This is a genomic window from Micromonospora profundi (assembly GCF_011927785.1).
Classification (GTDB): domain Bacteria; phylum Actinomycetota; class Actinomycetes; order Mycobacteriales; family Micromonosporaceae; genus Micromonospora; species Micromonospora profundi.
The window spans coordinates 1,246,408-1,261,440 of record NZ_JAATJK010000001.1 but is presented as its reverse complement, the minus strand read 5'-3'; the positions used below and the strand labels follow the sequence as shown (position 1 = coordinate 1,261,440).

Annotated in this window: 6 protein-coding genes; 4 read left to right on the top strand and 2 right to left on the bottom strand. The window is 69.9% G+C overall.

Annotation, left to right across the window (positions count from 1 at the left end):
- Positions 1–417: 417 nt before the first annotated feature.
- Entirely contained in the window at positions 418–1,557 is a 1,140-nt protein-coding gene (locus F4558_RS05615; RefSeq protein ID WP_053652552.1) for a lytic polysaccharide monooxygenase auxiliary activity family 9 protein, read from the top strand.
- A gap of 78 nt (positions 1,558–1,635) precedes the next feature.
- Here the strand turns inward: F4558_RS05615 and asnB are convergent, their stop codons facing one another.
- Positions 1,636–3,597 (bottom strand): asparagine synthase (glutamine-hydrolyzing), encoded by a 1,962-nt coding sequence (asnB, locus tag F4558_RS05610; protein ID WP_053652551.1) that lies wholly within the window; start codon positions 3,595–3,597, stop codon positions 1,636–1,638.
- A 134-nt stretch (positions 3,598–3,731) separates the two neighbouring features.
- Here asnB and F4558_RS05605 point away from each other — a divergent pair, with 134 nt between their 5' ends.
- The 3 genes from F4558_RS05605 (at position 3,732) to F4558_RS05595 (ending at position 9,434) form a co-directional block, all read left to right on the top strand.
- Positions 3,732–5,213, top strand: coding sequence for an aminopeptidase P family protein (locus tag F4558_RS05605; RefSeq protein ID WP_167943368.1), 1,482 nt, complete (start codon positions 3,732–3,734; stop codon positions 5,211–5,213).
- A gap of 575 nt (positions 5,214–5,788) precedes the next feature.
- Positions 5,789–7,507 carry a right-handed parallel beta-helix repeat-containing protein gene (locus F4558_RS05600; RefSeq protein WP_312877272.1) on the top strand — a complete coding sequence of 573 codons (1,719 nt, stop codon included), beginning with the start codon at positions 5,789–5,791 and terminating at the stop codon, positions 7,505–7,507.
- Positions 7,508–7,805: 298 nt separating this feature from the next.
- Complete coding sequence (locus F4558_RS05595) at positions 7,806–9,434, top strand: hypothetical protein (RefSeq protein WP_167943366.1); 1,629 nt, start codon at positions 7,806–7,808, stop codon at positions 9,432–9,434.
- Positions 9,435–9,505: 71 nt separating this feature from the next.
- Here the strand turns inward: F4558_RS05595 and pulA are convergent, their stop codons facing one another.
- On the bottom strand, positions 9,506–14,995 hold the full coding sequence (gene pulA / locus F4558_RS05590) for a pullulanase-type alpha-1,6-glucosidase (protein WP_167943365.1): 5,490 nt from the start codon (positions 14,993–14,995) through the stop codon (positions 9,506–9,508).
- Positions 14,996–15,033 lie beyond the last annotated feature (38 nt).

Genomic DNA, 15,033 nt, shown 5'->3' with positions numbered 1-15,033 from the left:
CCTTCCTGCCCCCACCGGCCGACGCCCGCCGAAACCGGCCGGCTGAGATCAGGCTGGCACAGCGCGCGGGCCGGCGGGCGGCGAAGACGCGGTACTCAAGCCGGCGGGGTCGTCGCGAAGGCGCGCATCCCGTTTGGCGCATCGAGGGCCGACTATTGCGTGGCGGCCGACGGCGTGATGGGATGACGCGTACCAGGCGGTGCGAGGGGCTGTCGCGCCGCCGGTTGCCGGGTTGTGTGACGCGAGGGCGCCGGTCCCAGGACAGGACCGTTGATGGCGCGTGCCCGCCGGCCGATCCCCTCCGCCGGGCGCATCGCCATCACCGTGATCGTCGCATCGGCTCAGTGCAGCGATGCGACAAGGCCACATCCCAGGCGGGGCGGCTAGGGCAGCACGCCTCGCGAGTCAGGAGAACCCGTGAATCGTTCCCGTACGGCCGCGTTGCTCACCGCGGCCGTGACCCTCGCGCTGGGCGCCGTCGCCCTGGCGACCACTCCGGAGCCTGCCGCCGCGCACGGCGCGGCCATGACCCCGGGCAGCCGCACCTACCTGTGCTGGCAGGACGGCCTCAGCCAGACCGGTGAGATCAGGCCGAACAACCCCGCGTGCTCCGCCGCCGTGGCGCAGAGCGGCGCGAACTCGCTCTACAACTGGTTCAGCGTGCTGCGCTCGGACGCCGGTGGTCGGACCACCGGGTTCATTCCGGACGGGCAGCTGTGCAGTGGCGGCAACACCGGTTTCCGGGGCTTCGACCTGCCCCGCACCGACTGGCCGTTGACCCACCTGACGGCCGGTGCGCGGCTGGACTTCCGGTACAGCAACTGGGCGCACCACCCGGGCACCTTCTACTTCTACGTGACGAAGAACAGCTGGAGCCCGACCCGGGCGCTGGCCTGGAGTGACCTGGAGGAGCAGCCGTTCCTCACGGTGACCAACCCGCCGCAGCGTGGCGGTGTCGGCACCAACGAGGGGCACTACTACTTCAGCGGCAACCTGCCGTCGGGCAAGAGCGGCCAGCACATCATCTACTCCCGCTGGGTGCGTTCGGACTCGCAGGAGAACTTCTTCGGCTGCTCCGACGTCGTCTTCGACGGCGGCAACGGCCAGGTGACGGGTGTCGGCCCGGGCGGCACGCCGCCGCCCACCACTCCTCCGCCGACCACGCCCCCGCCGACCACCCCTCCGCCCACGACGCCGCCTCCCACCACGCCGCCGCCGACCACCCCGCCGCCGACCACGCCGCCGCCGGCCGGCGGTGACTGCATGGCGGTCTACAAGGTCGTCAGCGCCTGGCAGGGCGGCTTCCAGGGCGAAGTCATGATCATGAACCACAGCAGTGCGCCGTACAACGGCTGGACCGCGAGTTGGACCTGGCCCAACGGGCAGTCCATCAGCCAGATCTGGGGTGCCACACAGACCTCGTCCGGCTCGTCGGTGACAGCGAGGAACGTCGACTACAACGCCACCGTCGCGCCGGAGGGCACCACGACCTTCGGCTTCCTGGCCAGCACCAACGGCACCAACGGCCTACCGACGGTCAGCTGCACAGGCCGCTGACCTCCTGAAACGACCAAGAGGTTTGCGTCACCGGAACTCCTCCGGCTGACGCAAACCTCTTGGTCGACAGGGGTCGGGTCAGCGCACCATGGACCCGACGACGGGCTTGGTGAGCAGGGCGGACTGGTTGCGCTGGATGCCCGGGTCGAGGGTCTTGGCCACGAAGATCGCGTGCCAGATGCAGAAGATCAACACCGTCCACACCTTGCGGGAGTGGTCGGCCTCCTCCCGCTTGTGCTCGTCGAGCAGCCGCAGCGCGTACGACAGGTCCAGCAGGTCACCCGCGCCCGAGGTGCTCAGCACGTGCCGCGCCCACTCGTACATCTCGCCACGCAGCCACACCCGGGTCGGAGTCGGGAAGCCCAACTTCTTGCGGTTGACGATGGCCGGCGGCACGACGCCCTGCAACGCCTGACGCATCGCGTACTTGGTGGCGTCCGAACGCGGCGGCAGCTTGAGGTCCACCGGGATCTTCGCGGCGACGTCGAAGACCTCACGGTCGAGGAACGGCACCCGCACCTCCAGCGAGTGCGACATCGAGATCCGGTCGGCCTTGACAAGGATGTCGCCGCGCAGCCAGGTGTACAGGTCGACGTACTGCATCTTGGTGACGTCGTCCAGCTCGGTGCACTCGGCGTAGATCGGGGCGGTCACGTCGGTGTAGCGCACCGAGGGGTCGTAGCGGCGCAGCAGGTGCTGCTTCTCCTCCTCGGTGAACATCCGCGCGTTGCCGTAGTAGCGCTCCTCGATCGGCGTGGTGCCGCGCTCCAGGAAGCTCTTGCCCTTGACCCCCTGCGGGATCGCCTTGGAGACCGCGCGCAGCCCCTTCTGCACACCGCCGGGCAGGCCGTTGACGGTGCCGAGCGACAGCGGCTCCCGGTAGATCGTGTAACCGCCGAAGAACTCGTCGGCGCCCTCACCGGAGAGCACCACTGTGACGTGCTCGGCGGCCTTCTTCGCCACGAAGTACAGCGGCACCAGCGCCGGGTCCGCCACCGGGTCGTCAAGGTGCCAGACGATCTTCGGCAGCGCGTCGATCATGTCCTGCGGACCGATCTTGGTGGGGATGGTGGTGACGTCCAGGTGCCGGGCCGACTCCTGCGCGACGTCGATCTCCGAATATCCCGGTACGTCGTAACCGACGGTGAAGGTGAGGATGTTCGGGTTGAACTCCCGCGCCAGCGCCACCACGGCCGTGGAGTCGATGCCGCTGGACAGGAACGAGCCGACAGGCACATCGGAGCGCATGTGCATGCGGACGCTCTCGCGCAGCGTCTCCCGGATCTCGTGGTAGAGCTTCTGCTCGTCGTCGACGGGCGCGGGCCGGAACACCGGCCGGTACCACCGGCGTACGTCGATCCGCGCGCCCGGCGACCAGGTCAGGTACTCCCCCGAGCCGATCCGGCTGATGCCCTTGTGCAGGGTGCCGGGCTCGGGGACGTACTGCAGGGTCAGGTAGTGGCTGAGGTTTGCCGTGTCGACGCCCGCGTCGCCCTGGTAGGCGCTGTGCGCGAACGGCAGCAGCGCCTTCTTCTCCGACGCCAGGTAGAGCCCGTCGGAGGTCTCCAGGTAGTGCAGGGGCTTGATGCCGAAGTAGTCACGGGCGCCGAACGCGCGCCGCTCCTGCCGGTCCCAGATGACGAAGGCGAACATGCCGCGCAGCCGGGTGAGCACCTGCTCGCCCCAGAAGTGGTAGCCGGCGACGATCACCTCGCCGTCACCGGCCGTGGCGAACTGGGCGCCGAAGTTCCGGATCAGCTCCTCGCGCAGCTCGATGTAGTTGTAGATCTCACCGTTGAAGGTGAGCAGGTAACGACCGTTCGCATACGGCAGCGGCTCGTGACTCGACGCGACGTCGATGATGGCGAGCCGCTTGTGGGCGAACACTCCGTCCGCGTACCGGCCGGATGCATCGCCGACCACCTCGACCCCTGTCTCGTCAGGGCCGCGGTGGTGCAGGCATTCCAAGGCTCCGGCGATGTGGTCGCGGTGCGCGGCGGCGTTGCCGTTCGCGCTGAAGAAGGCCAGAAGTCCGCACATGGTGGTCATCTTCCCACGCGCTCTGCCGGCCCGTAGCAGCCGTCCGTCGATCCGGAGCGCCTCCCGGGCGGCACCAACGCGAGCCGGGCGCGCGGTACCGTCGGGACCAGCAACGAAGCGGAGGGAGCGGCGCAATGACCGAGGGACGCACCGACGGTACGCCGACGGACGGTACGGAATCGCACGATCCGGATTTCCCGGAGGCGTTCCTGTCCTTCATGCGGACGGGCTGGCAGGACACCGAACTGCCTGTGACACCTCGACCGGAGGCGCCCAACTACGCCAAGCGGCGTGCCGCGCTGTCCGCCGCCTTCCCCGGCGAGACCCTGGTGATCCCGACCGGCCCCGAGAAGGTACGCGCCAACGACACTGCCTACCCGTTCCGGCCGGGCAGCGACTTCGCCTACCTGACCGGTGACCATGACCCGGACAGCGTGCTGGTGCTGCGCCCGAACGGGTCCGGGCACGACGCCACGCTGTACATGCGCCCGCGCTCCTCGCGGGAGACCGACGAGTTCTTCCGCAGCCGCCACGGCGAGCTGTGGGTGGGCCGGCGGCACACGCTCGGCGAGAAGTCCACCGAGCTGGGCCTGCCCACCGCCGACCTGACCGGCCTGGAGGCGGCGCTCGCCGACCTGGCGCCCGGCCGCACCCGGGTGCTGCGCGGGTTCGACGCCCAGGTCGACGCCACCGTACGCCCGTACGACGGGGTCCGCGTCGAGGGGCAGCCGCCCCGTGACCGGGAGCTGGCCATCGCCATCTCGGAGCAGAAGCTCGTCAAGGACGAGTGGGAGATCGCCCAGCTCCAGGACGCGATCGACGCCACCGTACGCGGCTTCGAGGACGTGGCCCGCGCCCTGCCAGCCGACCGCGCCGTCTCCGAGCGGCTGTTGGAGGGCATCTTCGCGCTGCGCGCCCGGCACGACGGCAACGACGTCGGGTACGGCTCGATCGTCGGCGCCGGTGAGCACGCCACGATCCTGCACTGGGTGCACAACCACGGCGCCACCCGTCCGGGTGACCTGCTGCTCATGGACATGGGCGTCGAGGGGCGCAACCTCTACACCGCCGACGTGACGCGGGTGCTGCCGGTCAGCGGCCGGTTCACCGCCCTGCAACGCCAGGTCTACGACATCGTGTACGCCTCGCAGCAGGCCGGCATCGACGCGATCCGCCCCGGGGTGAAGTTCAAGGACGTCCACCTGACCTGCATGCGGGTGCTCGCCGAGGGCCTGTCCGAGCTGGGCCTCCTGCCGGTGAGCGTGGACGAGGCGATGGACGAGAAGTCCTCGGTCTACCGGCGGTGGACGCTGCACGGCTTCGGCCACATGCTCGGCATCGACGTGCACGACTGCTCGAACGCCCGCAAGGAGACCTACCGCGACGGCGCCCTGGGCGAGGGCTACGTGCTCACCGTCGAGCCGGGGCTGTACTTCCAGCCGGAGGACGAGCTGGTCCCCGCCGAGCTGCGCGGCGTGGGCATCCGCATCGAGGACGACGTACTGGTCACGGCGACCGGTGCGGTGAACCTGTCGGCCGGTCTGCCGCGCACCGCCGACGAGGTGGAGACCTGGCTGGCCGAGCAGCGGGAGGCGGGTCCCCGCCTGCCCGGCTGACCGGGGAGCGCCACCGACTGACACCGCCGGGCCGGACGTATCGACGTCCGGCCCGGCTTTCGCATGGGCGGCTCCCGTACCCGGGTGATCTCCTCGGGTTCGGTGAAACGCGGTGTCCGCCGTCCGGGATACCCCGGTTTCAGGAAGCCGAGTCGATCAGCCGAGGGCGGCCAGGGTGCGCCGGGCGGTCGGCGAGACCGGGCCGCTCAGGCTCGTACGCGATCGGCACGCGCGCGGGAATCGTCATTACTGCAAAAGACCACAGGACCTCGTTCGGGTGTTTGGGCTACCGGCATCCCTTCCTACCGTCGCGCTCCGTTCACCGGCACATGGCCCAGCCTGGGCCGAATGTGGGGTTATCTCGGATACGTCCGCCTCGCGAAGATAGTTCTCATACGGTGGGCATCAGAGGCTGCAACCGATTTGTAGCTGGTCGCGACGCCTCGGGTGGTGCGACCCCGTCTGATAGCAGGAAAGGGCGGAAGGCTCTGATGTCCAACGACTTAACGAGTACCGAGGGCGGGCCCCCGACGGCATCGCCGACACGACGGCGACGTGCGCTGTGGGTCGCCGGCGTGGCCGGGCTGACCGGCGTCGTGGGCCTGGCGGCCCTCGGCGGGGTGGCCGCGCGTGACGACAAGCCCAGTTCCGGCCGCGTGTCCGACGCGCAGTCGTCGACCAACCGGCAGAACGTCAGCGACGCTGGCGAGAAGACCGACGGCGCCAAGGAGAACGACGGCCAGGACGAGTGGGGCGGTGGTGACTGGAGCGGTGGCGACGACCGGTACGCCAAGCGCGACGGCAAGGAGCACACCAGCCAGGTGCCGTGTGACTCCGACAAGCTGATCCAGGCGATCGTCTTCGCCAACAGCCAGGACGGCGGCACGCTGGAGCTGGCCAAGGGCTGCACCTACAACCTGACCCGCAACGACTACGAGGGCAACGGCCTGCCGGTGATCACCGAGCGGGTGACGCTCAAGGGTGACCACACGACCATCGGTCGCGACGCCACGGCCGACTACTTCCGCATCCTCAACGTCGGCCCGGGTGGGCATCTCACGCTCAAGGGTCTGAGCATCCGGGGCGGGCAGACCATCCAGCGGGCGATGACCCTGGACCCGGCGACGGTCTGGGCGCCGTACTCGGCCTCGGTCCGCAGCACCGTGGCGGCCGCCAAGCCGGAGGCCACCACCGCCGCGCCGGGTGCGGCAGCCAAGCCGGAGGCCACCACCAAGGCCAAGCCGGCGGCAGCGACGGCCGCCAAGCCAGCGGCGGCAGCCAAGGCGACGGCGGCAGCCAAGCCAGCAGCGGCCGAGGCCACGGCAGCAGCCACGACGGCGGCCAAGCCGGCAGCGACCGCGAAGGCCGAGCCCGCCACGGTGGCCGCCAAGCCGGCGGGGGCCGTGGTGCCGCTGGTGGAGGAGCCCGGGTTCAACGACGGAGCCGGGGTGCTGGTGCAGCCGGGCGGCCGGGCCGAGATCCTGGACAGCGAGTTGCTCTACAACCAGTCCGGTGGCAACGGTGGCGGGTTGGCCAACTTCGGCGCCGCCAAGCTCAGCAAGAGCACCGTGGCCCACAACACCGCGTTCCTGCACGGCGGCGGCATCTTCAACGCCGGCGTGCTCCAGGTCGACGAGTCGAAGGTCAAGGACAACACCGCGATCATCGGTGGTGGCGGCATCGCCAACGGCGCGGCCGGGATCTTCGGCGACGAGGTCGACGGCGGTTCGGTCTGGGTCTACAAGAGCGAGATCACCGACAACGAGACGCTCGGCTTCGGCGGTGGCGTCCTGGACGTCGAGGGCACCACGACCCTGCACGACACGACGGTCAGGAGCAACACCGCGGTTCTCGCCGGAGGCGGCGTCGCGGTGGCCGACAGCCAGCTCACCCTCAAGAACGCCACTGTGGCCAGCAACAGCACCGCTGGTGTGGGTGGCGGGTTGGCGGTTGCCTTCGACAGCACCGCGACAGTGGAGAACAGCGCGATCACTGACAACACCGCCGGGTTCTTCGGCGCGGGCCTCTTCAACGAGGACAGCGTCACCACGCTGCGTGACAGCAAGGTGGTGGGCAACCGGGCCATCGGTCCGTTCGCTCGCGGCGGCGGCATCTACAACACCGACGGGGGCGAGGTTTCCCTGAGCCGGACGACAGTGGCGCACAACTTCGCCACCCTCCCGGCCGGTGGGGTCTTCAACCAGCTCGGCAGCACCGTGACGCTTGACGACAAGTCCGCGGTGACCGCCAACCGCCCCACCAACTGCTTCAACGTTCCGGACTGCTTCGCCTGACGGGTGGGGCTGAACCACATAGAGGGCGCGCCCCTCCGAGCCGACGACGGCGCGGAGGGGCGTACCCATTTGGGCTGCTCACGGGCCGGACGGCGGCCTTGGGAGCCGTGTGCCCGGCCGGGGCGTCGCGGCCGGTCCGGACGGAACATGAACCTAATGTGGGGTTGTTTCGGATACGCCCCCGAGGCGAGGAACATTCTCATACGGTGTTTTTGGGAGCTACAACCGATTTGTAGCAGGGGAAGTCCGTCTGAGGGCGGCGACCCTGTCTGGTACGAGGAGAGGGCAGAGAGCTCCGATGTCCAACTACCTGAAGAACAACGAAGCCTCCGGGCAGGCGACGGCCAAGCGCCGCCGCAAGCTCTGGCTCGCCGGTGGCGTGGCCGGTTTGACGGGCGTGATCAGTCTCGCGGCGGTGGGCGTCGCGGGCACCGCCGGTGCGGTCAGCGGCCTGAACACCGCGCAGGTCAGCAAGGACGGCGGCGACCACGGGCGCGACTGGGACAAGGACCAGGGCAAGGACAAGGACTGGGACAAGGACCACGAGCGCGGGAAGGAGGTGCCCTGCGACACCGACAAGCTGATCCAGGCGATCGTCTCCGCCAACAGCAACCACGGCGGTGTGCTGGACCTGGCCAAGGGCTGCACCTACAACCTGACCCGCAACGACTACGAGGGCAACGGCCTGCCGGTCATCACCGAGCGGATCACGTTGAAGGGTGAGCACACCTCGATCGTTCGGGATGCCACGGCCGACTACTTCCGGATCCTCAACGTCGGCACCGGTGGGCACCTCACCATCAAGGGCCTGACCATCAAGGGCGGCCAGACCCTCGAACTGTTCGAGGCCGTCGAGCCGGCCGCCGTCTGGGCGTCCTACTCGGACTCCGAGGCGATCGCCGCCGAGGTGAAGTCCGGCGTACCGCTGGAGAAGGCGCTCACCGCGCGGCAGGCCAGCCCGAAGGCGGGCCTGAAGGCGGCCCCGAAGGCCGCTCCCAAGGCCGCGCCGAAGGCGCCGGCGGGTGCGGTCACGCCGCTTGTCGAGGAGCCGGGCGACACTGACGGCGCCGGCATCCTGGTCCAGCCGGGCGGCACCGCCGAGATCCTCGAGTCCGAGGTCGTCCTCAACCAGTCCGGCGGCAACGGCGGCGGTGTGGCCAACTTCGGCACCACGAAGATCTGGCACAGCACCGTGGCCCGCAACACCGCCTTCTTCTTCGGTGGCGGTGTCTTCAACGCCGGCCTGCTCAAGGTCGAGGAGTCGAAGGTCAAGGACAACACCGCCATCATCGGTGGTGGCGGCATCTCCAACGGCGCTGCGAGCATCTTCGCCGACGACGTCGACGGCGGCACCGTGGAGCTGAAGAAGGCCGACATCAGCGACAACGAGACGCTGGGCTTCGGCGGTGGCCTCCTCGACATCGGCGGCAACACCACCGCGTACGAGACGAAGTTCGTCTCGAACACCGCGGTCGTCGCCGGTGGCGGTCTGGCCGCTGCGGACAGCCAGCTGAACCTGCACGGCGTCACAGTGGAGAAGAACAGCACCGCCGGCGTCGGTGGTGGCCTGGCCATCGCCTTCGACAGCGCGGTCACCGCTGAGCGCACCGAGATCAAGGACAACACCGCCGGGTTCTTCGGCGGCGGGGTCTTCAACGCCTTCAGCGTCACCACGCTGCGCGACAGCGAGGTTGTCGGCAACCGGGCCATCGGCCCGATCGGGGTCGGCGGTGGCATCTTCAACATCTTCGGCGAGGTCAACCTGTCGAAGACGAACGTCGCGCACAACTTCTCCACCTTCGCCCCGGGCGGTGTCTTCAGCTTCTTCGGCGAGGTGAACGTGGACGACAAGTCGGCGATCACCGCGAACCGTCCGACGAACTGCCTGGCCATCCCGGGCGGCACCATCGAGAACTGCTTCGCCTGATCACCCTCGGGTGACAACCAGCACGACGGGCCGGCCCCCTTCCGCACCACGCGGAAGGGGGCCGGTCCGCGTCACTTCTGCACGAACACCGCCACGCTGCGCGCCGGTACGGTGAACGTGCCGCCCGCCCGGTCGAACGAGGCCGTACGCAGCACCGGGTCGGCCGAGTTCACAAGTACCGGGTGCAGTGACACGTCGGCACCGCGCAGACCGCTCACGGTCTGCGTCGCCGTCGTCGGCGTGCCGTTGAAGACCACTGTCACCGACTTCCACGCCCCGCCCAGCCCACGGGCGTCCAGCGTCATGGTCAACACACCGGGCGTCTCCTGCGGGCCCGACAGCGGGAACGCCACCCTCTGCTGCACCTGCTCGGCCGTCGGTAGGCCGAACACCGGCGACGACGCCCTGATGCGCAGCAGCTCGGCGTACCGGGCGTCGGTGGTGTTGATGGCAGCGCAGTCCGGCACCAGCGCCGGGTCCGCGAGCAGCGGCTTCGCGTACGACCACTTGTCCTCGTTGTCGGGCGCCGGCGGTAGACCGGCCCCGAACCCGTTGCCCCGCTCGCAACCCCACCGGATCTGGTTGAACCAGTCACCGGAGTTGTACGAGTTGCGGTCCAGCGACTTCGACCGCAACCGCTCGGTGCCCGTGGTGACGAACCCGGCGCCCTGTCCCAGCACCACGGTGCCCAGCGCCAGCACCTGCATCCGGGAGCGGTCCGCCGCGGTGGTGTCCTGCGGCAGCTTGTACGCCAGCGCGTCGTACAGGATCTCGTTGTCGTGCGCATCGACGTACGTGACGGCCTCCCCGGGCGCGGCGGTGTAGCCGGCCGACGAGCCGTTGTAGTCCACCTGCGCGCCGGTGACGGTGCGTCCGGCGGTGTCGGTGAACCGGTAGCCGCGCAGGTTGCCGGTGAGCCCCACCTTGATGAGGTCGTGGGCGTGCAGCAGGCGGGTCTTCTGCTCGGCGGCCGAACCGTTGACCGGGTCCCCGTTGGGGTCGGTGTAGAGCCCCGAGGCGAAGCCCTGCACACGGGGGTTGGCGTCGAACGGTCCGCCGCCGCGCACCGCGTCGCGCAGCCGGTCGTTGAAGGTGCCGATGCCGGTGCCGGCCATGTTGGCCTGGGTGGCCTGCACGAACCGGGCGTCGTCGGCGACCTCGCCGAAGTTCCAGCCCTCGCCGTAGAGCATGATCGCTTTGCCGTCGACGCCGTCGCGGGCGACGGTCAGCCGGTCCAGTGCCGCGCGGACGGCGAGGATGTTCGCCTTCGGGTGGTGACCCATCAGGTCGAACCGGAAACCGTCCACCTTGTACTGCCTCGCCCAGGTGACAAGCGAGTCGACCACCAGCTTGCCCATCATGGCGTGCTCGGGCGCGGTGTTGGCGCAGCAGGTGGAGTTGGCGACAGTGCCGTCCTCCAGCAGCCGGTGGTAGTAGCCGGGCACGATCTGGTCGAGCACCGACTTGTCGTCGGTGCCGGCCGCCGCTGTGTGGTTGTAGACGACGTCCATGACCACCCGCAGTCCGGCGCCGTTCACTCCGGCCACCATCGCGCGGAACTCGGTGGTCCGCGCCGCGCCGGCCGGGTCGACGGCGTAGCCGCCCTCTGGCACCGTGTAGTGCAGCGGGTCGTACCCCCAGTTGTATCCGTCGGTTTCGGCGACGGCCGCCACGCATTTCTGCTGCTCTGCCGAGTCCGGCGGCAGCGCCGCCAGGTCACAGGCCGGCTGACGCTGATCGGCCCGCTTCTCGGGGATCGTCGCGAAGTCGAACGCCGGCAGCAGGTGCAGGTGGGTGACACCGGCGGCGCCCAACGCCTTCAGGTGGGTCATGCCCGCGGTTTTCGGGTCGATGAAGGCGAGGAAGGTGCCTCGCCGATTCACCGGCACGGTGTCGTCGGCGATGGAGAAGTCCCGCACCGACAGCTCGGAGATCTGCGCCCGTGACGCGGGCACTGCCGCCGGTTTGCGCAACGCCTTCCAGCCCGCCGGGGCCAGCGCCGGGTCGCTCAGGTCGACAAGCTGGCTGTGCGTGGAATCGGCGGCCAGGGCCACCGAGTACGGGTCGGTCACCGACGCGGTGACCATCCGCTGCGCCGCCGGCTGCCACGCCTGCACCCGGTAGCGGTAGTACTTGCCCACCCACGAGTGGCTGCCCCGCGCCGACCACACGCCGGTGCGGTCGTCGCGACGCATCGGCACGGTCTTCGGCTGCGCGGTGGGCGAGTCGAACAGTTGCAGCTCCACCGTCCGCGCGGTCGGCGCCCACAACGCGAGGCTCGGCGTGCGGCCCGTGAAGGTCGGCCCGAGCGTCGCGTCGGCGGCCCGCGCGTACACGTCGTCGAGCACACCGGGGATCTGCACGCCTGTCGCCGCGAGCAGCGCACCCTTCGCGTCGCGCTCGGTGACGAGCACCTGCCCCCGCAGCGCCGCCGGGACCTTGGCCAGGTCCGCCCGGTCCACTGCGAAGCTCCGGTACGACCACAGGTGCGGGAACTTCGCGCGCTGGGCCTCGGTGAGCCCGTTGCGCTGCGCCCGCAACGGCATACTGGTGTACGTCCCGGTCAGCTCTCCGTCGACCACGCCGACTCCCCCGGTGGGCGCGACGACGAGCGCGTACGTCCTGCCGTCGGTCGGTGGGGTCTGCCAGGCGATGGTGGACCTGTCGATCCAGTGCGCCTTCTGTTTGCCGATGTCGGTGTCCCCGCCCGCGCTGGTCGCGGTCGTCGGCAGCAGCCGGCCCGGGGTGGCGGCGAGCAGCCACACCTCCCGTCCCGCGCTGGCGAAGTCGAGCCGCTGGTCGTCGGGCAGGTCCTTGGTGTCGCCCTTGTGGATGATGTAGTTCAGCCCGGTGGCCCCGGCCGCCAGCGGCACCCGGAACACCGCCCCGAACGCGTCGGTCGCGCTCGGCGCGAGCGGTGTGGCCCAGTCGGTCGGGTTCGCCGCCCCGTCCCACACGTGCAGGCCCCAGCCGGCGTAGTTGCCGTCGGCCCGCCGGTAGTGGATGACCGCGGTGCCCTCCTCGACCGGCGGGTCGGGTTGCCCGGTGGCCGCCTGCCGGCTCGGATAGATCGCCGGGTCGCCCTGCTTGAGCCAGACCTCCCCGGTGGAGGTGACGTCGATGCTGCGGTCCTGGGCGACGTCCTTGTTGCCGTCCTTGTCGACAACCACGAACCCGACCGACTTCGCGCCCGGCTTGAGTTTCACCCAGGCGAACCGGCCGTAGGAGTCCTCCCCGGCGAACGGCTGCCCCTTCGGCCACTCGGTGACGTACGCCGGATCGATGTCGCCCCACGCGTACAGCGCCCAGTCGTCGTACCCACCGGCGGGCCGCTTGTAGTGCACGACCGCCCACTCCCGGGACCCACCCTGCTCGGGGGTGCCGACGGTGGCTGTGGACCGGGCCGTGGCGGTACGGCCCCGGCCGTCGCGAACCACCGCCTTGTACTCGACGCGGGTGCCGCCGGCCAGGCCGGTCAGGTCGTGGTGGACGGTGTACGGCGCGTGGTCGGCGCTGCCCAGCAGCGTCCACCGGCCACCGGCGACCCGGGCCGCGACGGTGACGGTGGCCAGCGGGTCACCGGTCACCGTGGCGGTGACGGCGACCCGGGTGGCGACTGGCGCGTCCGGGGTCGTGACGGCGATCGTCGGCTTGCCACCCGGCAGCGCGACGGGGGTACCGGCCCGGTACGCCACCGCCGACAGCGGCCGCACGGTCAGGGTCACCTTGCCGTCACGACCGGCCGTGGCGCTCGCGCTGCCGCCGTAGATGCCGGTGAACGTCGCGCCGGCCGACCAGGTGTCCACCGTGACAGTCTGCGCGGTGCCGGCGTTGTTCACCGCCACCACGTACTCGATGCGGTCGGCGGGAGAGATCCGGGAGGCGGCGAAGACGCCGGGGCCGTCGGCGGCATACCTGGTGATCTGGATGCCGTCGCGCAGCCCGGGGTGTGCCTGGCGCAGCCTGCCCAGCTCGGCGATGGTCCGGTACAGCGGATGGCCGGTGTCGAACTGGTCGCTGGCGTGGGTACGGTCGGTGCCGAGCAGGTCGTCGTCGAGATAGTCGGGGACCGTCGAGGCGAACATGTCCTGCCGGGCGTCCTTGTCACCACCCGGGCCGGTGAAGCCCTGCTCGTCACCGGAATAGATCACTGGCTGGCCGCGGGTGAGGAACATCAGCTGGTGGGCGAGCTGGTCGCGGCGCAGGTGACTCGCCAGATCGGTGCCACCGCCGACGATGAACGAGCCGATCCGGCCCATGTCGTGGTTACCGAGGAACGTCGTCAGCCGCCGGGCGTCGGTGTCGCGGGCAGCGTAGAGGTCGTCACGGGCGTACACGTCGGCAAGGGCCTTCGCCGAGCCGCCACCCGCCGTGTAGCCGCGGGCGGCCTCCTGGAAGGCGAAGTCGAGGGTGGCCGGCAGACCACCCTGCCGCACGTAGCTGGAGGTGATCTCCGGGTCGGCGCTGTAGACCTCGCCGAACATGAAGAAGTCCTTCTTGCCGGCCTTCTCGGCGGCCCGCTCGATGCCACTGCTGAACTGCGGCCAGAAGTCCATGTTGACGTGCTTGACGGTGTCCAGCCGGAACCCGTCGACACCTGTCGCGCCGATCCAGTCCCCGTACGCCTTCGTCAGACCCTTGACCACCTCGGGCCGCTCGGTCCACAGGTCGTCGAGGCCGAAGAAGTCGCCGTACTCGCTGTTCTCCCCGGCGAATGTCGAGTCACCACGGTTGTGGTACATCGTGACGTCGTTCAGCCAGGCCGGGACCTTGACCTTGGCGTCCCCCGGCTCGTCGAACGTCGGCGTGTACGGGAACGACTCCCGATTCACCGGCGGGAAGGCACGGCTGCCGTCGGCGTAGTTACGGTCCTCGAAGGCCCGCCCCTGCGCGTCCGTGTACGGCGAGGTGGCCTTGTCGATGTAGGCGTACCTGTCCTCGGCGTACTTGATCACGTCGGCGGTGTGGTTGACGATCACATCGAGGTAGACCTTGATGCCGCGCTGGTGGGCGAGCTTAACCAGCCGCTTCATCTCCTCCATGGTGCCGAAGTGCGGGTCCACCTGCGTGAAGTCGGTGATCCAGTAGCCGTGGTAGCCGGCCGAGATGTCGTCGCCCTTGCCCTGGACGGGCCGGTTCTTGAAGATCGGGGCGAGCCAGATGGCGGTCGTGCCCATCCCCTGGATGTAGTCCAGCTTGTCGATGACGCCCTTGAGGTCACCGCCGTGGTAGAAGCCCTTGTCGGCCCTGTCGAACCCGGTGCGCAGCCGGTCGCCGGTGAGACCGCCACGGTCGTTGCGCCGGTCACCGTTGGCGAACCGGTCCGGCAGGACGAAGTAGAACTGCTCGGCACGGGCGGTGTTGTCGGCAGCCTTCAGCAGCGCCTCGGCGGTGGGCTCGTCGCGCCACTGGGCGGCCCCGCCGACGGCGAGGGAGGCGTCGCCGGAGGGCCGGGGGGCCGCAGCGGCGGGATGCGCGGCGACCGGAGTGCCGACGAGCGTCAGGGTGAGCAGGCAGGTGAGGGCGAGCAGGACGGTGCGCGGAAGCGGCGGGGGTTCCATCGACGGCCTTCCTCTGGTCGAGATTGGCCGCACGCTAA

Excerpts from the sequence above, each read along its gene's own strand:
- pulA (WP_167943365.1), bottom strand. The coding sequence starts at position 14,995 with ATGGAACCCCCGCCGCTTCCGCGCACCGTCCTGCTCGCCCTCACCTGC.
- asnB (WP_053652551.1), bottom strand. The coding sequence starts at position 3,597 with ATGTGCGGACTTCTGGCCTTCTTCAGCGCGAACGGCAACGCCGCCGCG.
- F4558_RS05605 (WP_167943368.1), top strand. The coding sequence starts at position 3,732 with ATGACCGAGGGACGCACCGACGGTACGCCGACGGACGGTACGGAATCG.
- F4558_RS05595 (WP_167943366.1), top strand. The coding sequence starts at position 7,806 with ATGTCCAACTACCTGAAGAACAACGAAGCCTCCGGGCAGGCGACGGCC.